The 19157-nt window shown below is 60.0% G+C and carries 17 protein-coding genes; 10 read left to right on the top strand and 7 right to left on the bottom strand.

From position 1 onward, the window contains the following. Positions 1 to 99 precede the first annotated feature (99 nt). Positions 100 to 555: a YaiI/YqxD family protein gene (locus QMX98_RS13225; RefSeq protein ID WP_010465051.1), complete on the top strand. Its 456-nt coding sequence runs from the start codon at positions 100 to 102 to the stop codon at positions 553 to 555. A 56-nt stretch (positions 556 to 611) separates the two neighbouring features. Here the strand turns inward: QMX98_RS13225 and elbB are convergent, their stop codons facing one another. Then, positions 612 to 1280 (bottom strand): isoprenoid biosynthesis glyoxalase ElbB, encoded by a 669-nt coding sequence (gene elbB, locus QMX98_RS13220; protein ID WP_077747157.1) that lies wholly within the window; start codon positions 1278 to 1280, stop codon positions 612 to 614. 116 nt (positions 1281 to 1396) lie between these two features. Here elbB and QMX98_RS13215 point away from each other — a divergent pair, with 116 nt between their 5' ends. Beyond that, positions 1397 to 2632: a sterol desaturase family protein gene (locus QMX98_RS13215; protein WP_102595300.1), complete on the top strand. Its 1236-nt coding sequence runs from the start codon at positions 1397 to 1399 to the stop codon at positions 2630 to 2632. Here the strand turns inward: QMX98_RS13215 and QMX98_RS13210 are convergent. Continuing rightward, positions 2613 to 3236: a DedA family protein gene (locus QMX98_RS13210; protein ID WP_077747159.1), complete on the bottom strand. Its 624-nt coding sequence runs from the start codon at positions 3234 to 3236 to the stop codon at positions 2613 to 2615. The two genes, QMX98_RS13215 and QMX98_RS13210, sit on opposite strands and share 20 nt — an antisense overlap. A gap of 206 nt (positions 3237 to 3442) precedes the next feature. On the opposite strand from QMX98_RS13210, the gene hemB reads away from it, so the two are divergent. Then, a complete protein-coding gene (gene hemB / locus QMX98_RS13205; protein WP_010465043.1) occupies positions 3443 to 4456 on the top strand; it encodes a porphobilinogen synthase in 1014 nt (337 codons plus the stop codon). Positions 4457 to 4474: 18 nt separating this feature from the next. Then, on the top strand, positions 4475 to 6697 hold the full coding sequence (ppk1, locus tag QMX98_RS13200) for a polyphosphate kinase 1 (RefSeq protein ID WP_282410879.1): 2223 nt from the start codon (positions 4475 to 4477) through the stop codon (positions 6695 to 6697). A gap of 195 nt (positions 6698 to 6892) precedes the next feature. Here ppk1 and ppx read toward each other — a convergent pair whose 3' ends face one another. The 5 genes from ppx to QMX98_RS13175 form a co-directional block, all read right to left on the bottom strand. Continuing rightward, positions 6893 to 8395 (bottom strand): exopolyphosphatase, encoded by a 1503-nt coding sequence (gene ppx / locus QMX98_RS13195; protein ID WP_010465038.1) that lies wholly within the window; start codon positions 8393 to 8395, stop codon positions 6893 to 6895. A gap of 243 nt (positions 8396 to 8638) precedes the next feature. Beyond that, the gene (locus QMX98_RS13190) at positions 8639 to 9376 is read right to left on the bottom strand and encodes an amino acid ABC transporter ATP-binding protein (RefSeq protein WP_010465037.1); all 738 of its coding nucleotides are present in this window, start codon (positions 9374 to 9376) and stop codon (positions 8639 to 8641) included. Continuing rightward, positions 9363 to 10013: an amino acid ABC transporter permease gene (locus tag QMX98_RS13185; RefSeq protein WP_083375491.1), complete on the bottom strand. Its 651-nt coding sequence runs from the start codon at positions 10011 to 10013 to the stop codon at positions 9363 to 9365. The genes QMX98_RS13190 and QMX98_RS13185 overlap by 14 nt, the downstream gene beginning before the upstream one ends. After that, complete coding sequence (locus tag QMX98_RS13180) at positions 10010 to 10678, bottom strand: amino acid ABC transporter permease (protein ID WP_169857174.1); 669 nt, start codon at positions 10676 to 10678, stop codon at positions 10010 to 10012. The genes QMX98_RS13185 and QMX98_RS13180 overlap by 4 nt, the downstream gene beginning before the upstream one ends. A 21-nt stretch (positions 10679 to 10699) precedes the next feature. After that, positions 10700 to 11485, bottom strand: a complete 786-nt coding sequence (locus QMX98_RS13175; RefSeq protein ID WP_172791904.1) for a transporter substrate-binding domain-containing protein — start codon at positions 11483 to 11485, stop codon at positions 10700 to 10702. A gap of 257 nt (positions 11486 to 11742) precedes the next feature. Here QMX98_RS13175 and QMX98_RS13170 point away from each other — a divergent pair, with 257 nt between their 5' ends. The 6 genes from QMX98_RS13170 to QMX98_RS13145 all read left to right on the top strand — a co-directional run bounded on the left by QMX98_RS13170 (position 11743) and on the right by QMX98_RS13145 (position 19057). Beyond that, positions 11743 to 12450 (top strand): FadR/GntR family transcriptional regulator, encoded by a 708-nt coding sequence (locus QMX98_RS13170; protein WP_010465028.1) that lies wholly within the window; start codon positions 11743 to 11745, stop codon positions 12448 to 12450. A 120-nt stretch (positions 12451 to 12570) separates the two neighbouring features. Then, on the top strand, positions 12571 to 12900 hold the full coding sequence (gene trxA, locus QMX98_RS13165; RefSeq protein ID WP_008150340.1) for a thioredoxin TrxA: 330 nt from the start codon (positions 12571 to 12573) through the stop codon (positions 12898 to 12900). 248 nt (positions 12901 to 13148) lie between these two features. Then, positions 13149 to 14408, top strand: coding sequence for a transcription termination factor Rho (rho, locus tag QMX98_RS13160; protein ID WP_007942421.1), 1260 nt, complete (start codon positions 13149 to 13151; stop codon positions 14406 to 14408). 144 nt (positions 14409 to 14552) lie between these two features. Continuing rightward, on the top strand, positions 14553 to 16553 hold the full coding sequence (locus QMX98_RS13155; protein ID WP_282410878.1) for an acyltransferase family protein: 2001 nt from the start codon (positions 14553 to 14555) through the stop codon (positions 16551 to 16553). Positions 16554 to 16622: 69 nt separating this feature from the next. Continuing rightward, positions 16623 to 18089 carry a 4-hydroxy-3-polyprenylbenzoate decarboxylase gene (ubiD, locus tag QMX98_RS13150; RefSeq protein ID WP_007942423.1) on the top strand — a complete coding sequence of 489 codons (1467 nt, stop codon included), beginning with the start codon at positions 16623 to 16625 and terminating at the stop codon, positions 18087 to 18089. After that, positions 18089 to 19057 carry a CDP-6-deoxy-delta-3,4-glucoseen reductase gene (locus QMX98_RS13145; protein ID WP_010465021.1) on the top strand — a complete coding sequence of 323 codons (969 nt, stop codon included), beginning with the start codon at positions 18089 to 18091 and terminating at the stop codon, positions 19055 to 19057. The genes ubiD and QMX98_RS13145 overlap by 1 nt, the downstream gene beginning before the upstream one ends. Positions 19058 to 19157 lie beyond the last annotated feature (100 nt).

The following is a 19157-nucleotide window of genomic DNA, read 5'->3' as shown; positions in this document are numbered from 1 at the left end:
GGCAAGCCTCGCTCCTACAGGTTGTACGCGGCCCCAAATAACGCGCGAATCCTGTAGGAGCGAGGCTTGCCCGCGAAGCTTTTAACGGAGGGAAACACAATGCGCGTATGGATCGATGCCGACGCCTGCCCACGGGCGGCGAAGGATCTGGTGGTGAAGTTCGCCCTCAAGCGCCAGTTCGAAGTGGTGCTGGTGGCGGGGCAGCCACAGATCAAACCTGGCCTGGCTCTGGTGAAGCTGATCGTGGTGCCCAGCGGCCCGGATGCCGCCGATGACTATCTGGTGGAACACGCGGTGCCAGGTGAACTGGTGATTTGCAGCGATGTGCCGCTGGCTGATCGGCTGGTAAAAAACGGCGTTTCAGCGCTGGACCCGCGGGGCAAGGAATTCGATGCGCAGAACATGGGCGATCGGTTGGCAGTGCGTAACCTGTTCACCGATCTGCGTGAACAAGGCCAGATGAGTGGCGGGCCGGCGCCGTTTGGTGAGCGCGAGAAGCAGGCGTTCGCCAATGCGCTTGACCGGATACTCACTCGGCTGACCCGTAAAGCCTGAGCCTTACTCAAATCAAAGGTGGGCGCGAGCAGGCTCACTCCCACAATTTGACCGCGTTAAGCGTCGTTTTCGTGGGTCAGTTCGAGGACACGGTCGACCAGTTTGTTGATCCCCGAGGCGGCTTCGCTGATGCTCTGGGCCAGCATATAAGCCGGGGTGCAGACGAGTTTGCGCGCCTTGTCTTCGACGATGTCGCTCACTGCGCAATCCTGGTGAGTGGCGCCCATCTTGTTCATGGCAGTGGCGGTATCGGCGTCGTTGCCAATGGTGCAAGTCACGCCCGGCCCATAGATTTTCGCCGCCAGCGCCGGCGAAATGCACATCAACCCCACCGGTTTGCCCGCTTCGGCAAACGCTTCGGTCAGCGCCAGGACGTCCGGTTGAACTGTGCAACCAGCGCCTTCGATGGCGAAGTTCGACAGGTTCTTGGCCGCGCCAAACCCACCCGGCACGATCAGCGCGTCGAAGTCTTCGACGCTGGCCTCACGAATGTCCTTGATGTTGCCCCGGGCGATCCGCGCCGATTCCACCAGCACGTTGCGTGACTCGGGCATTTCGTCGCCGGTCAGGTGATTGATCACATGCAATTGCGAGATATTGGGGGCAAAGCACTGCACCTCGGCGCCACGCTGGTCCAGGCGCAGCAAGGTAATCACGCTTTCGTGGATCTCGGCGCCGTCGTACACGCCACAGCCGGAAAGGATCACTGCAATTTTTTTGCTCATGGGTTTTTCTCCAGATTCATGGCGTTAAATGTCCACTAATTTGTCACTCGTTGCCATAGGGTTAATTCGCGGCTACACCTAGCATCTGTCCTCAAGATTCCGATCAGGGCGCGTCAATGGACTTCATTCTGTATGCGGTGCCGTTTTTCTTTGTGCTGATTGCCGTCGAGCTGCTGGCGGACCGTTGGCGCGGGTTGAGCAATTATCGGCTGGCGGACGCGATCAACAGCATCAGCACCGGGGTGTTGTCGACCACTACCGGCCTGTTGACCAAAGGCGTCGGCCTGGTGACCTATGCGTTTGCCCTCCAGCACCTGGCGCTGTTCGAACTGTCGGCCGACAGCGTTTGGGTCTGGGTGTTTGCCTTTGTCCTCTATGACTTCTGCTACTACTGGCTGCACCGTATGGGCCATGAGCGCAACATCCTCTGGGCCGCGCACTCGGTGCATCACCAGAGTGAGGACTACAACCTCTCCACGGCCCTGCGCCAGACCAGTACCGGCTTTCTGCTGAGCTGGATTTTCTACCTGCCGATGGCGGTGCTCGGCGTGCCGTTGCTGGTGTTCATCAGCGTTGCTGCGCTCAACTTGCTCTATCAGTTCTGGGTGCATACCAAACACATTCCCAAGCTCGGCTGGTTCGAGTGGTTCTTTGTCACGCCGTCCAATCATCGGGCTCACCATGCACAGAACGCTCTCTACATGGATCGCAACTACGGCGGGGTGTTCATTATTTGGGACCGTCTATTTGGCTCGTTCCAGGAAGAGGACGACAACGAGCCGGTGATTTTCGGCGTGACCACGCCGTTGGCAAGCTGGAATCCGTTGTGGGCGAACGTGCAGTTTTACGCACAGCTTTGGGATGACGCGCGACGGGCTGAAAGCACATGGGACAAGCTGCGGATCTGGTTCATGCGCACCGGCTGGCGGCCGGCGGATGTGGCGGCCAAGTACCCGATGAACAAACCGGACCTGAGTCAGTTCCGCAAATTCGAGGTGCCGCTGGACGGGCGTCAGCAGGTGTATGTGGCGTTGCAGTTCTGCGTTTACATCGCGCTGGGCAGCTATTTGATGAACCTTGAGCCACGTTTGCCGACTGCCGCGCTGGTGTTGGGCTGGGGCGCAGTGGCATTCGGCTTGTTTACGTTGGGCATGGCCCTGGAGAATCGCCCGCAGGCGTTGAAACTGGAGCTGCTGCGCCTGGCATCGAATGTGCCGCTGGTGTGGCTGGCGCCGGTAGTCGGGCTGTGGCCGGCCAGCGCGGTGGGCTGGATCGGCCTGTTCAGCTACAGCCTGCTCAGCGGCATCGGTCTCTACTGTTGCAGGGACCGCTTCACTCGGTTGGCGTCTTAGTCTCGGCTGCCTTGGCCAGCTCGGCTTGCTCGTCGGCGTAGATCTTCTTCGCCAGACGGGCATTCTTGAAACGCCGGCGCAGCCACAAGCCCAGGCCCAGTACCAGCAGGGCACCAAGCACCCACAGCTCGTACTTCTTGACGCTGCCCAGCATGCCCTCAAGCACCGCGCCGAAGTGATACGCCGCTGCGGCCAGTGCGGTCGCCCAGATCGCAGCACCAATCCCGTTGAGCAGCAGATAACGCCCCGGCGGATATCCCGACAGGCCGATCGCCACCGGCATGACCGTGCGCAATCCATAGACGAAGCGGAAACTCAGCACCCAGATGTCCGGGTGTTTGCGGATATGTTCCAGCGCCCGGTCACCCATCAGTTGCCAGCGTGGTTTGCGCGCCAGCAATTTGCGACCGTGTTTTCGCCCGAGGAAATACCACAGCTGATCGCCGGCATAACTGCCACAGAACGCCACGATCGTGACGATCTTGATGTCCATGTATCCGCGGAACGCGAGGAAGCCTGCGAGCACCAGGATGGTTTCGCCTTCGAAGAACGTGCCGAGAAATAGGGCGAAGTAGCCGAATTCCTGAAGAAATTGTTGGAGCATTGTCTGGATGCTGGCGAAATGAACGCGCAGCCTACGCCTTCGTGCACATTCATGAAAGTGTCCAAATGTGTCTCGACGTGAACATTTCCTACAAGGACAATGGAATGCGACTACCTGCCGCAGGGGTGCACATAACTGTAATACCACGGTCATAATGGCCGCTTATAACTGTCACGCTCGCACGCCAGCGGGCTCAGGAGTCTGCCGTGAGCTTTACCCCCGCCAACCGTTTGTTTCCTGCAACCCGCCTGCGTCGCAATCGCCGTGATGATTTTTCGCGTCGACTGGTCCGTGAAAACGTTCTGACCGTCGACGATCTGATCCTGCCGGTGTTCGTGCTGGACGGTGAAAACCGTCGCGAAGCAGTCGCGTCGATGCCGGGGGTTGAGCGTCTGACCATCGATCTGTTGCTCGAAGAAGCGGCCAAGTGGGTCGAACTGGGGATTCCGGCAGTGGCGTTGTTCCCGGTCACGCCCCCGGAGCTCAAGTCCCTGGACGCCGCCGAAGCCTGGAACCCGAACGGCATCGCTCAACGCGCCACCCGCGCCTTGCGTGCGCAGTTCCCGGAACTGGGTGTGATCACTGACGTCGCTCTGGACCCGTTCACCACCCACGGCCAGGACGGCATTCTCGACGAAGAGGGCTACGTGCAGAACGACATTACCGTCGATGCCCTGGTCAAGCAGGCGCTATCCCACGCCGAGGCAGGCGCACAGGTGGTGGCCCCGTCGGACATGATGGACGGTCGCATCCAGGCGATCCGCGAAGCGCTCGAACTGGCCGATCACGTCAACGTGCGGATCATGGCCTACTCGGCCAAGTACGCCAGCGCTTATTACGGCCCGTTCCGCGACGCGGTGGGCTCGGCGCTGAACCTGGGCAAGGCCAACAAGGCCTCCTACCAGATGGACCCGGCCAACAGCAACGAAGCCCTGCACGAAGTGGCGGCGGACTTGTCAGAAGGCGCGGACATGGTCATGGTCAAGCCAGGCATGCCGTATCTGGACATCCTTTACCGGGTCAAAGAAGAATTTAAAGTGCCGACCTTTGTGTATCAGGTCAGCGGTGAATACGCCATGCACATGGCGGCCATCCAGAATGGCTGGTTGAGTGAAGGGGTGATCCTTGAATCCCTGACCGCTTTTAAACGTGCAGGTGCTGATGGCATCCTGACTTACTTTGCCGTGCGTGCCGCTCAATTGTTACGAGAGCAGAAATAGCCCTCCCAGGAACATTCCATGAATACCGAAGGACTCACTGAAGTTGCCGTAAAAGAAGCTCAACCCGTGGTCGAGCAAATCGCCGAGACGCCGCCGGAGCTGGAACCCGCTCCACCCGCGGCGGTGACCGAAACCGCAACAGCGGCGCCAGCGATTGCGATTCCCGGTCTGGATGACAGCAGCCTGTATATCCATCGCGAGCTCTCGCAACTGCAGTTCAACATCCGCGTGCTGGAACAGGCGCTGGATGAGTCCTACCCGTTGCTGGAGCGGCTGAAGTTCCTGCTGATCTTCTCCAGCAACCTGGACGAGTTCTTCGAGATTCGCGTGGCTGGCCTGAAGAAGCAGATCACCTTCGCCCGTGAGCAGGCCGGTGCCGATGGTCTGCAACCGCATCAGGCCCTGGCCCGCATCAGCGAGCTGGTACACGGTCACGTCGACCGTCAGTACGCGATCCTCAATGACATTCTGTTGCCGGAACTGGAAAAACATCAGGTCCGCTTCATCCGTCGGCGTCACTGGACCACCAAGATCAAGACCTGGGTGCGCCGCTATTTCCGCGACGAGATCGCGCCGATCATTACCCCGATCGGCCTCGACCCGACGCACCCGTTCCCGTTGCTGGTGAACAAGAGCCTGAACTTCATCGTCGAGCTCGAAGGCATCGACGCCTTCGGTCGCGATTCCGGTCTGGCGATCATCCCCGCGCCACGATTGCTGCCGCGCGTGATCAAGTTGCCGGAAGAAGTGGGCGGCTCGGGCGACAACTATGTGTTCCTGTCGTCGATGATCCACGCGCACGCCGATGACCTGTTCCAGGGCATGAAGGTCAAGGGCTGCTACCAGTTCCGTCTGACCCGAAACGCTGACCTCGCGGTCGATACCGAAGACGTGGAAGACCTGGCCCGCGCCCTGCGCGGCGAGCTGTTCTCCCGTCGCTACGGTGACGCGGTGCGCCTGGAAGTGGCCGACACGTGCCCGAAACACCTGTCCGACTACTTGCTCAAGCAGTTCAACTTGCACGAGACCGAGCTGTATCAGGTCAACGGTCCGGTCAACCTGACCCGCCTGTTCAGCATCACCGGCCTGGACAGTCAGCGAGCGCTGCAATACACGCCGTTCACCCCGCAGATCCCGAAACTGCTGCAAAACAGCGAGAACATCTTCAGCGTGATCAGCAAGCAGGACATCCTGCTGCTGCACCCGTTCGAGTCCTTTACTCCCGTGGTCGACCTGCTGCGCCAGGCCGCGAAGGACCCGCATGTATTGGCGGTCCGCCAGACTCTGTACCGCTCCGGCGCCAACTCGGAAATTGTCGATGCGCTGGTGGATGCCGCGCGTAACGGCAAGGAAGTCACCGCGGTGATCGAGTTGCGTGCGCGCTTCGACGAAGAGTCCAACCTGCAACTGGCCAGCCGTCTGCAAGCGGCCGGTGCGGTGGTGATTTACGGCGTGGTGGGCTTCAAGACCCACGCCAAGATGATGCTGATTCTGCGTCGCGAAGCCGGTGAGATCGTGCGTTACGCCCACTTGGGTACCGGCAACTACCACGCGGCCAACGCCCGTCTGTACACCGACTACAGCTTGCTGACCTCGGACGACGCCTTGTGCGAAGACGTCGGCAAACTGTTCAGCCAGCTCATCGGCATGGGGAAAACCCTGCGCATGAAGAAGCTGCTGCACGCGCCATTCACGTTGAAGAAGGGCATGCTCGACATGATTGCCCGGGAAACCCAGTTCGCCCTCGATGGCAAACCGGCGCACATCATCGCCAAATTCAACTCGCTGACCGATCCGAAGATCATCCGCGCGCTGTACAAGGCCAGTCAGTCCGGGGTGCGTATCGATCTGGTGGTGCGCGGCATGTGCTGCCTGCGTCCGGGTATCGCCGGGGTTTCGCACAACATCCATGTGCGCTCGATCATCGGGCGTTTCCTGGAGCACACCCGGGTGTTCTACTTCCTCAATGGCGGTGAAGAGCAGATGTTCCTGTCCAGCGCCGACTGGATGGAGCGCAACCTCGACAAGCGCGTAGAGACTTGCTTCCCGGTCGAGGGCAAGAAGCTGATCATGAGGGTCAAGAAAGAGCTGGAGCTTTATCTGGCCGACAACACCCACAGCTGGAGCCTGCAGGCGGACGGTCGCTACATCCGCAACACGCCGACCGGCAACCAGAACCCGCGCAGCGCGCAGGCGACCTTGCTGGAGCGGCTGGGCAGCCCGATTCTCGCCGTTCGCTGACGCAGATTCGGTTGGGCAAAAAAAGGGCGATCCACATGGATCGCCCTTTTTGGTTTCAGCTTCCTACCTGTGGCGAGGGAGCTTGCTCCCGCTGGACTGCGTAGCAGTCCCCTTCTTTTCAGGGATAGACGGGGGCGCTTCGCACCCCAGCGGGATCAAGCTCCCTCGCCACAGGGAATGTGTTCGCTGGGGTTTTTAGCGCACGTTCAGCGTGAAGCTGACCCGCGTCAGCCATTCAGCCTCAAGGGCGAAGTCGGCCTGGGTCAGTTGGTTTTCGTCCAGCCAGTTTTCAGGGAACAACACATCGAGGCTGTCGCGTTTGGCGTGCAAGACGACCTGCGGCATTTCCTGGGTGCCACGGATGTGATGGAACAGGATTGCAAAGCGCAGCAGCACGCACAGGCGAATCAGCTTGATCCCGTCCTCGCCGAAATCGGCAAACCGGTCCCGGGGAATGTTGCGTCGGTGACCGCGCACCAACAACGCGAGCATCAGCTGGTCTTCGCGGGAGAACCCGGCCAGGTCCGAGTGCTCGATCAGGTAGGCGCCGTGCTTGTGGTATTGATAGTGAGCGATGTCCAGGCCCACTTCATGGACCTTGGCCGCCCAGCCGAGCAGTTCGCGCCAGACGCCGTCATCCAGTTCCCAATCCTTGGCCACCTGATCGAAGGCATGCAGGGCTTTGCGCTCGACCCGCGCCGCTTGTTCCAGATCGACGTGATAACGCTCCATCAACGAGCTGAGCGTGCGCTCACGGACGTCTTCATGGTGATGACGGCCCAGCAGGTCATAGAGCACGCCTTCGCGCAGGGCGCCTTCACAGTGATCCATGCGCTGCAGTTCTAGGGCGTCGAAGATCGCTTCGAGAATCGCCAGGCCGGCGGGGAAAATCGCGCGGCGGTCAGGCTTGATGCCTTCGAAGTCGATTTTCTCGACATCGCCCAGCTTCATCAGTTTGCGCTTGAGCCAGGCCAGGCCTTCGGCGTTGACCTCGCCCGTGCCATGACCGCCCGCCTTCAGCGCCAGACCAATGGCGCGGATGGTGCCCGAGGAGCCGATGGCTTCATCCCAGGTCAGGCGATGCAGCGCGTGTTCGATGCTCATGATCTCCAGCCGCGCTGCGGTGTACGCCTGGGCGTAGCGGGCCGGGGTGATCTTGCCATCCTTGAAATAACGCTGGGTATAACTGACGCAGCCCATCTGCAGGCTTTCGCGCAGCAGCGGTTCGAAGCGCTGGCCGATAATGAATTCGGTACTGCCGCCGCCGATGTCGGCCACCAGGCGTTTGCCCGGGGTGTCGGCGAGGGTGTGGGACACGCCGAGGTAGATCAGGCGCGCTTCTTCACGGCCGGAGATGACTTCCACCGAGTGGCCGAGGATTTCTTCGGCGCGGCGGATGAATTCACCGCGGTTGCGGGCTTCACGCAGGGCGTTGGTGCCGACGATCCGCACGGCACCGGGCGGCATACCGTTGATCAGTTGGGCAAAACGCTTCAGGCAATCGAGCCCGCGCTGCATGGATTCTTCGTTGAGCTGACGCTCTTCGTCGATGCCGGCGGCCAGCTGAACTTTCTCCCCGAGGCGCTCGAGAATACGGATTTCGCCGTTCTGGGCCTTGGCCACGACCATGTGAAAGCTGTTGGAGCCCAGGTCGATTGCGGCGATCAGGGACAGATTCTTGGCTTGGGATTGCGGCATGGTCATGGGGTCTCGGTCGATAACCTCGACATCCTGCCACGATCAAACGCTGCCGCCAACGCGCAGCGTTCAAAGCCTTGATCCAGAGCACGGACGGCATGAGTTCCTGTGGCGAGGGAGCTTGCTCCCGCTCGACTGCGTAGCCGTCGCAAAACCTGCACATGCGATCCAGTGAAAACGAGGTGATAGTTTTTAGGGCCGCTGCGCAGCCCAGCGGGAGCAAGCTCCCTCGCCACAAAAGGGTTAGCCTGCTGCTTCAACTGTGCCGATGAAGTTCGCCAGCTCCGCCGTCTGCGGGTTCGCAAACAGAATCTTCGGATCCCCCACCTCATGCACCTTGCCCTGATGCATGAACACCAACTTATCCCCAACCTCCCGGGCAAAGCGCATTTCATGGGTGACCATGATCAGTGTCATGCCTTCCTTGGCCAGTTGCCGGACCACGCTCAGCACTTCATTGACCAATTCCGGGTCCAGCGCTGACGTGATTTCGTCGCACAGCAAGACTTTGGGAGACATTGCCAACGCCCGGGCAATCGCTACGCGCTGCTGCTGCCCGCCCGACAGCCGGTCCGGGAAGGCATCAAACTTCTCGCCCAGCCCGACCCGCTCCAGCATCTCCCGCGCCAGCTCGACCGCTTTGGCCTTCGGCACTTTTTGCACCACTTGCGGCGCGAGCATCACGTTCTCGCCCACGGTCAGGTGCGGGAACAGGTTGAACTGCTGGAACACCATCCCGACTTTCTGCCGCAAGGTGCGCAAATCGGCGCGAGCGGCATCGAGGTATTCGCCGTCGACCTCAATTACGCCGTCGTTGATCGACTCCAGGCCGTTGAGGGTGCGCAGCAAGGTGGATTTGCCCGAGCCGCTGCGGCCGATGATCGCCACCACCTGGCCTTCCTCGACGCTCAGGTCGATGCCTTTGAGCACATGGTGGTCGCCGTAATATTTATGCAGGGCGGAAATTCTAAGCAGAGGCATGCAGTCTCCTTTCCAGGTAGCGCGCACTGAGGGACAAGGGGTAGCAAAGCAGGAAGTAGCCGAGGGCGACGAGGCCGTAGACCATGAAGGGTTCGAATGTCGCGTTGGCGAGCATGCCGCCGGTCTTGGTCAGTTCGGTGAAACCGATGATCGAGGTCACGGCGGTGCCTTTGACCACTTGCACCGAGAAGCCCACGGTGGGTGCCACGGCGATCCGCAGCGCTTGCGGCAGAATCACGTAGCGCAGTTGCTCCAGCGGGTTGAGCGCCAGGCTTGACGAGGCTTCCCACTGACCATTGGGAATCGAATCGACGCAGCCGCGCCAGATCTCCGCCAGATAGGCGCTGGTAAACAGCGTCAGGGCCAGCGCCGCCGCCATCCACGGCGAAATCTCCACACCGGCCAGCGCCACGCCGAAAAACACCAGAAACAGCTGCATCAACAGCGGCGTACCCTGGAACAGCTCGATGTAAGTGCGGGCAATGTTACGCGGCAGAGGCTTTTTCGAGATGCGCATGACCATGATCAGCAAGCCGATCAGCCCGCCGCCGATAAACGCCACCAGCGATAACGCCAGGGTCCACTGCAGGCCGGTGAGCAGGTTGCGCACGATGTCCCAGAAGGTGAAATCGCTCATTGGCTGCTCCTCGAGATGTAGCGACGGCCGATCCAGTTCAGCAGTTGGCGGATCAGCAGCGCCATGCACAGGTACAGCAGCGTGGTCAGGGCATAGGTTTCAAAGGCGCGGAAGTTGCGCGACTGAATGAAGTTGGCGGCAAAGCTCAATTCTTCGGTGGCGATTTGCGAACAGACCGCCGAGCCGAGCATGACGATGATGATCTGGCTGCTCAGGGCCGGCCAAACCTTGCCCAGCGCTGGCAGCAGCACCACGTGGCGGAACGCTTCGAATCGACTCATCGCCAAGGCCGCAGCGGCTTCCAGCTGTCCTCGGGGGATCGCCTGGATACCGGCGCGGATGATTTCGGTCGAGTAGGCACCGAGGTTGATCACCATCGCCAGCACCGCCGCCTGCCATTCGGAAATCTGTACCCCCAGCGACGGCAAGCCAAAGAAAATGAAAAACAGCTGCACCAGAAACGGCGTATTTCGGATCAACTCGACGTAGACCCCGAAGATCGCCGAGAACGGGCGAATGTTCCACGCCCGCACCAGCGCCCCGACGATGCCCAGCCCCACACCCAGCACCGCGCCGATGGCCGTCAGTTGAAGGGTGAACAAGGCGCCGCGCAGTAGCAGATCGGTGTTTTGCACCACCGGCAGAAAGTCGAACTGATAGGCCATATCAAATCTCCCGAGCGACGATCAGAGGTCGGCCGGCAATGGCTCTTTCAGCCAGGTCTGGGAGTTTTTCTCCAGTGCGCCGTCGGTTTTGGCGGTGGCGAGGATCTGATTGACCTTGCCCAACAGCGCCGGCTCGTTCTTGTTCACGCCGACATAGACCGGCGAGTCCTTGAGCTTCACTTTCAACGCTGGAATGCGTTTAGGGTTCTTCTCGCTGATCGCGACCATCACCACGTTGCCGCTGGCGATGAGGTCGACTTGCCCGGCGATGTAGGCGGCAATGGTCGAGTTGTTGTCTTCGAAGCGTTTGATGGTCACACCTTCGGGAGCGACTTTGGTCAGTTCGATGTCTTCGATGGCGCCCCGGGTGACGCTGACGGTTTTGCCCTTGAGGTCGTCCAGGCCTTTGATGTCGGCATCCGGCGGACCGAACACGGCGAGGTAGAACGGCGCATAGGCGCTGGAGAAGTCGATGACTTTCTCGCGCTCGGGGTTCTTGCCCAGGCTGGAGATCACCAGGTCGACCTTGCCGGTGGTCAGGAATGGAATGCGGTTGGTGCTGTTGACCGGGGTCAGTTCAAGTTTGACCTTGAGTTGCTCGGCCAGCAGTTTGGCGGTGTCGATGTCGAGGCCGCGGGGTTTCATGTCCGGGCCGACCGAGCCGAACGGCGGAAAGTCCTGAGGCACGGCGACCTTGAGGACGCCGCGTTTGACTACATCCTCCAGGCCGTCGGCGTGAGCGGGTGCCTGGCTCAACATCAGGCTGGCAAACAGGGCAGTGAGAAGGGCGCTGTAACGCAGGGTCATGGCGAATCTCCGAATCGACGAGGAATGAATTCTGCGGATCGACAGAGCACGGGCCATGCCAAGAAGCGGATTTGGGGGCCGCAGGCCACGGTTTTACTGGATTCTTTCGGTCTTACTGGTCTGAACAGTGGATGGGCATTTCGCACCCTCATGGCGCATCCGTGAAACGTGCCGAACCCCCATGGGGCACGACTTGCCGAGGGCTGCGAATAGCTTTACAACTAGCCGCTCATTGTCCTGGTTCGTCTGAAAAAACCATGAATTCGATTTCCAGAGCCGTACCTGAAGTGGCGCTGCAAGCCATCCGTAAACTGATCACCGAACAGGGTTTCGCGCCGGGCGATGCCTTGCCTTCGCAGCGAGATCTGGCGGTGCAATTGGGGGTGAGTCGGGCGTCCCTGCGTGAGGCGCTGTCGTCGTTGAGTGCGTTGGGCGTGATCAGCATCCAGCCGGGCAAGGGCGTATTCGTGCAGTCGCCGGTGGATTTGCCGCGCGGCGATGCGGCGCTGAGCTGGCCCTTCGCAGCCCAGGCATCGCCGTTGGATATTTTCCAGTTGCGTTATGCCCTGGAAGGTTTTGCCGCCGGTTTGGCCGCGGTGACCCTGAGCACTCACGAGCTCGATACGCTGGAAGACAACGTGGCCGCCATGCGCAACGAATTGAAGGCAGGTGACTTCGAGGCGGCGGCACGACTGGATTTCGATTTTCACCGACGCATCCTGCTGGCCAGCGGTAATCAGGCAATGCTGAGCATCCTCACGGCCAGCGCCGACATCTTTCTGGAGAGCCAGAAGCTACCGTTCATCCGGGCCGAACGCGCCATGGAAACCTGGCAGGAACACCGCAAAATCCTCCGTGCGCTAGCCCGGCGTTCGTCCGGCGCGGCGCAGAAAGCCATGCAGGAACATGTACGCAATGCAGCCCTGCGTACCGGAATTGCCTTCGTCGCTCCCGCCACCCCGTGACTTGAGCTATACCCAAAGTCATGCGCCACCATAGCGAGACTCAATCAACTGCACCTTCCTGAACGAGGGAAGGGCGGCTATGATGGGCCACGTTTTTTTGCTTACAACCTGGAGACTTCCATGAGCAGCGATCTTATCAAACACGTCACCGACGCTAGCTTCGACGTCGACGTCCTCAAGGCCGAAGGCGCTGTACTGGTCGACTACTGGGCTGAATGGTGCGGCCCTTGCAAAATGATCGCTCCTGTCCTGGACGAAATTGCTGAAACCTACAAAGGCAAACTGACCGTTGCCAAGCTGAACATCGACGAGAACCAGGAAACCCCGGCCAAGCATGGCGTGCGTGGTATCCCGACTCTGATGCTGTTCAAGAACGGCAACGTTGAAGCGACCAAGGTCGGCGCACTGTCGAAGTCGCAACTGGCGGCCTTCCTCGACGCCAACATTTAAGCGTTGTTATAAAGCGTCAGGAAAAGGCCCCGCATATTGCGGGGCCTTTTCGTTATTGAGGGCTAGACGCTCCGAAACTCAGGTGGTACATTCGGCCCCGCACTGGTTTCTCCATTGCCCCCTGCTAGCCGTCGCCGACGCACTCCTTTTCGAATAAGTACGCGATCCTGTCGCCTTCTCTGCGGCGCGGCCTCATTAAGCCAAAAGCTTAATTTCCCCCCCTCCATAAATGATTACGTCATTCCTATATGAATCTGACTGAACTCAAGCAAAAGCCGATTACCGAACTGCTCGAATTGGCCGAACAGATGGGCATAGAAAATATGGCCCGTTCGCGCAAGCAGGACGTGATTTTCTCCCTGCTCAAAAAGCACGCGAAAAGCGGCGAGGAAATCTCCGGTGATGGCGTGCTGGAGATTCTCCAGGACGGCTTCGGCTTCCTGCGCTCCGCTGACGCTTCCTATCTCGCCGGCCCAGACGATATCTACGTCTCGCCGAGCCAGATCCGTCGCTTCAACTTGCGCACCGGTGACACCATCGTTGGCAAGATCCGCCCTCCGAAGGAAGGCGAGCGTTATTTCGCGCTGCTCAAGGTCGACACGATCAACTACGATCGTCCCGAGAACGCGAAAAACAAGATTCTCTTCGAGAACCTGACCCCGCTGTTCCCGACCGTGCGCATGAAGATGGAAGCCGGCAACGGTTCCACCGAAGACTTGACCGGTCGTGTCATCGACCTGTGCGCCCCGATCGGCAAAGGCCAGCGCGGTCTGATCGTTGCACCGCCGAAAGCCGGTAAAACGATCATGCTGCAGAACATCGCCGCCAACATCGCTCGTAACAACCCTGAAGTTCACCTGATCGTATTGCTGATCGATGAACGTCCGGAAGAAGTGACCGAAATGCAGCGCACCGTGCGCGGCGAAGTGGTTGCCTCGACGTTCGATGAGCCGCCAACCCGCCACGTGCAGGTTGCAGAAATGGTGATCGAGAAGGCCAAGCGCCTGGTCGAACACAAGAAAGACGTGGTGATCCTGCTCGACTCCATCACCCGTCTGGCTCGTGCCTACAACACCGTGATCCCGAGCTCCGGCAAAGTACTCACCGGTGGTGTCGATGCCCACGCACTGGAGAAACCGAAACGTTTCTTCGGCGCCGCGCGGAACATCGAGGAAGGCGGTTCGCTGACCATCATCGCCACCGCGCTGGTTGAAACCGGCTCGAAGATGGACGAAGTGATCTACGAAGAATTCAAAGGCACCGGCAACATGGAACTGCCTCTGGACCGTCGTATCGCTGAAAAACGCGTCTTCCCGGCCATCAATATCAACCGTTCCGGCACCCGCCGCGAAGAGTTGCTGACGGCCGACGACGAGTTGCAGCGCATGTGGATTCTGCGCAAGCTGCTGCACCCGATGGACGAAATTGCGGCCATCGAGTTCCTGGTCGACAAGCTGAAAACGACCAAGACCAACGACGAGTTCTTCTTGTCGATGAAGCGCAAGTAAGGCGGTTTTTACATCCGCTTAAAATGGCGTCCTTCGGGGCGCCATTTTTTTTGCCAGAAAAATGGGAGGTTTGTGATTAACTCCGGTCAGTTAGAAAACAAAAAAACGATCGTAAAAACAATCAACTGACTGGCCTTACTGTTTATGAGCACGCTTGCTTATCGAAGGGATATCGACGGTTTACGCGCAATCGCCGTGATTGCCGTGGTGCTGTTCCATTTTGGCGTTCCAGGGTTTACCGGCGGGTTCGTCGGCGTCGACATCTTCTTTGTGATTTCCGGCTACCTGATCACCTCGATCATCTGGAACCAGCGTCAGGCTGGGCGTTTCAGCTTTGTCGACTTCTGGGCCCGCCGTGCCCGGCGAATCCTCCCCGCGCTGTTTGCCATGATCATTGCCGTGCTGGCGGTGGGCTGGTTTCTACTAGCGCCCAAGGACTATGAAGAACTGGGGCGCTCGGTGCGTTACCAGGTGATGTTTGTCTCCAACATCCTGTTCATGCGTCAGGACGGCTACTTTGACGTTGCTTCCGACCTCAAGCCCTTGCTGCATACCTGGTCGCTGGCGGTTGAAGAGCAGTTCTATATCGTTTTCCCGTTGTTGCTGACGCTGTTGTCGAGTCGCCTGAAAGCCTGGCGTCTGGCGCTGTTCGCCGTATTGCTGGTGTCTTTCGGGCTCAGTGTCTGGGCCGTTGCGCATCACCCTGAGAAAGCGTTTTTCCTGTTGCCGATGCGCGCCTGGGAGTTGTTGGCCGGCGCCATGCTGGCCGTGGCGCCCAGAAGCCAATGGCGCCTGACCACCGCCGGGGCTCAAGTGGTCAGCCTGGCCGGGTTCGGGTTGATTCTGCTGGCGATAGTGGGTTACGACAAAAGCACGCCATTTCCCGGTGTCGCGGCGTTGTTGCCGACCTTGGGCGTGGTTGCACTGATCTGGGCCAACGGACACCGGCAGACCCTGGTGGGTGGGCTGCTGGCCAGTCGCGTACTGGTCGGTCTCGGGCTGATTTCCTATTCCTGGTACCTGTGGCATTGGCCGGTGTTTGTCTTCGTCAGTTACGCCAGTGTCGAGGAGCCCGGCCCGTTTGATATTGCCGGCTTGATTCTGCTCACCCTGGTGCTGGGCTACTTGTCGTGGAAATTTGTCGAGACGCCGTTCCGTGAGCGACGGCTGCTGGCAGGTCGTCGGCAGATGCTGCTGGCGGCGGGCGTCGGTGTACTGGTGCTGGGGCTGGCTGGGCAAACGTTGCGCTGGACCCATGGCTTGCCTTCGCGCCTGTCCGATCAAGCGTTGCAGTACGCCAAGGCGAAGGAATGGCGTCCGGAACTGATGCGCTGCCTGGCCGACGACAAAACCCCTGACGACAAGCTCTTCTGTCACTACGGGGCGCCGGCGTTGTCGTCACGGTTGCTGGTCTGGGGCGACAGTCACGCCACCGCGCTGATTCCGGTATTCGATGAGGGGGCGCAGAAGCATGGCGTCAGCGTGATTCTCGCCAGCTCCACGGGCTGCCTCCCGGTGGAAGGGCTTGAGCACGATCAACGGTGCGCCCGTTTCAATCGTCGGGTCGAGCAGGAGTTGAAGCCGCAGTCGGTGGGCGATGTGGTGCTTGTCGCGCGCTGGAGCCTGTATCTCTATGGTGATGCGAAAGGCGATCTCGGGCATGCACTGAAAGATGCCCATGGTCGTTACGAAAGGGCCAATGCCGAGCAGCAACTGGCGGAAGGGTTGCAGGCGACCATCCGGCAATTGCGCAATGGCGGGCATCGCGTCTGGCTGATCAAGGAAGCGCCGTTGCAACCCTTCAGCCCGCCTTACCGCCTCAGCCGCCTGGCCATGCTGCATCGTCCGACCGATGACGTCGGTTTAGCAGTGGCTGAGCACTTCAAGCGCCAGGCGTTCATCAGCCAACTGTTCGCGCAGATAGCGGCGGCGAACCCCGGCGTGACCGTGGTTGATCCGGCGCCATTGCTGTGCGATCACGCGGGCCTGTGCCGCGCTGAACTCGACGGTCATTCGCTGTATACCGACGACAATCACCTGTCGGAAGTCGGTGCGCGCTTTATCGCGCCGGTGCTTGAGCCGCTGTTCAAGCGCTTGCAAGCCCGCACGACACTGGGCAATGGCAACGCAAATGCGGCCAAGTAAGCAGCGATAAGCTGCCAGCGGGCGGCAGAGCAGGTAGGATGTACGCCTATTTTAGGGGTGCCATCGTCAATGAAATTCAAGGATCTTCGGGATTTCGTGCAGCAGCTTGAGCAGCGCGGAGAGTTGAAACGCATCCAGATCCCCGTCTCTCCAGTGCTGGAGATGACCGAAGTCTGTGATCGCACGCTTCGGGCAAAGGGCCCGGCGCTGTTGTTCGAAAACCCGACCGGCTACGACATTCCGGTGCTCGGCAACCTGTTCGGCACCCCCGAGCGGGTGGCGATGGGCATGGGCGCCGAGGCGGTCAGCGAGCTGCGCGAGATCGGCAAGCTGCTGGCCTTCCTCAAAGAGCCCGAGCCGCCGAAGGGCTTGAAAGACGCCTGGTCCAAGCTGCCGATCTTCCGCAAGATCATTGCGATGGCGCCGAAAGTCGTGAAAGACGCGGTGTGCCAGGAAGTGGTCATCGAAGGCGACGACGTCGATCTGGCGATGCTGCCGGTGCAGACCTGCTGGCCCGGCGACGTCGGCCCGCTGATCACCTGGGGCCTGACCGTCACCAAAGGTCCGAACAAAGACCGCCAGAACCTCGGCATCTACCGTCAGCAAGTGATTGGCCGCAACAAGGTCATCATGCGCTGGCTGAGCCACCGGGGCGGCGCGCTGGATTACCGTGAGTGGTGCGAAAAGCATCCCGGCCAGCCGTTCCCGGTCTCCGTGGCCCTGGGCGCTGACCCGGCGACCATCCTTGGCGCCGTGACGCCGGTACCGGACAGCCTCTCCGAATACGCCTTCGCCGGTCTGCTGCGCGGCAACCGCACCGAACTGGTGAAGTGCCGCGGCAACGACCTGCAAGTGCCGGCCACCGCCGAGATCATCCTTGAAGGCGTGATCCATCCGGGCGAGATGGCCGACGAGGGCCCTTACGGCGATCACACTGGCTACTACAACGAAGTCGACAGCTTTCCGGTGTTCACCGTCGAGCGCATTACCCATCGGATCAAACCGATCTACCACAGCACCTACACCGGCCGTCCGCCGGATGAGCCGGCGATTCTCGGCGTGGCGCTGAACGAAGTGTTCGTGCCGATCCTGCAGAAGCAGTTCCCGGAAATCACCGACTTCTACTTGCCGCCGGAAGGTTGCTCGTACCGCATGGCCATCGTGACCATGAAGAAGTCGTATCCGGGCCACGCCAAGCGGGTAATGCTCGGTGTCTGGTCGTTTTTGCGACAGTTCATGTACACCAAGTTCGTTATCGTCACAGACGACGATATCAATGCGCGAGACTGGAACGACGTGATCTGGGCCATCACCACGCGCATGGACCCCAAGCGCGACACGGTGATGATCGACAACACGCCGATCGACTACCTCGACTTCGCCTCGCCGGTCTCCGGGCTGGGTTCGAAGATGGGGCTCGATGCCACGCATAAATGGCCGGGCGAAACCACTCGCGAGTGGGGCCGGGTGATCGTCAAGGACGACGCCGTGACCCAACGGATCGATGCCATCTGGAATCAGTTAGGAATAGATTGATGCGTGTAACCTTGCAGCCTTCCGGAGCAGTGCTAGAGATTCTGCCCGGCGAGCGTATTCTCGATGGCGCGCGGCGCCTGGGCTATGAATGCCCGCAAAGCTGTCGTAACGGCAATTGCCACGTGTGCGCGGCGTTGCTGGTGGAAGGCCGGGTCGAACAGGACGGCGGTGTGCGTGACCATGGCGAGTTCTACACTTGCATAGCAGAGCCGCTGGAAGACTGCATCGTGCTGTGGGATGGCGTGCTCGCGCTGGGAGAACTGCCGGTGCGCAGCTTTTCGTGTCAGGTCATTGAATGCAGGGACGTCGGCGGCGATACCTTTCGCGTGCATCTGCGGGCGCCAGCCGGCAAGCCACCGCGTTATCACGCGGGTCAGTATTTGATGATCGAACGTGAAAACGGCGAGAAATCCGCCTTCTCCCTGGCCTCGGCACCGCATTCCGGCCGCGACCTGGAAATTCATGTGTTGGCGCGCGAAAGCAGTGCGCTGAGCCTGATCGAACAACTGCAACGCAACCCGATGGTGCGGATCGAGATGCCGTTCGGCGATACCCATCTGGCGGAACTGCCGGACGGTCCGCTGGTGCTGATTGCCGCTGGCACCGGCATGGGCCAGATCCACAGCCTGATCGAACATTGCCGGGCCGCGGGTTTTAAACATCCGGTGCATCTGTATTGGGGTGTGCGTCGGCCTGAAGACTTTTATGAAATCGAACATTGGGATGAGTGGCTGAAACTGCCCAATCTGTTCCTGCATAAAGTCGTCAGCGATCAATGCGGCTGGCAGGGGCGTTGCGGCATGTTGCATGAGGCAGTGTGTGAGGACTTCCCTGATCTGAAAGCGCTGCACGTATATGCCAGCGGCTCACCGGCCATGGTCTACGGCACACTGGATGCGTTGGTTGAAGCGGGGATGGATGCGCATCAGATGCGCGCCGACGTCTTTGCCTACGCGCCACGATCTTGATCCGCGATTCTAATCGTTATAACTCCCTATATAGCCGATCGGTATTTATAAATTTATATAAATGCCGGTAGGTTATATCCAAGCAAGGCAATTATTTAAG

Origin of the sequence: Pseudomonas sp. PS02303 (assembly GCF_029959925.1) — a bacterium.
Lineage (GTDB): Bacteria > Pseudomonadota > Gammaproteobacteria > Pseudomonadales > Pseudomonadaceae > Aquipseudomonas > Aquipseudomonas mandelii.
This window is presented reverse-complemented; position numbering and strand designations above follow the sequence as displayed.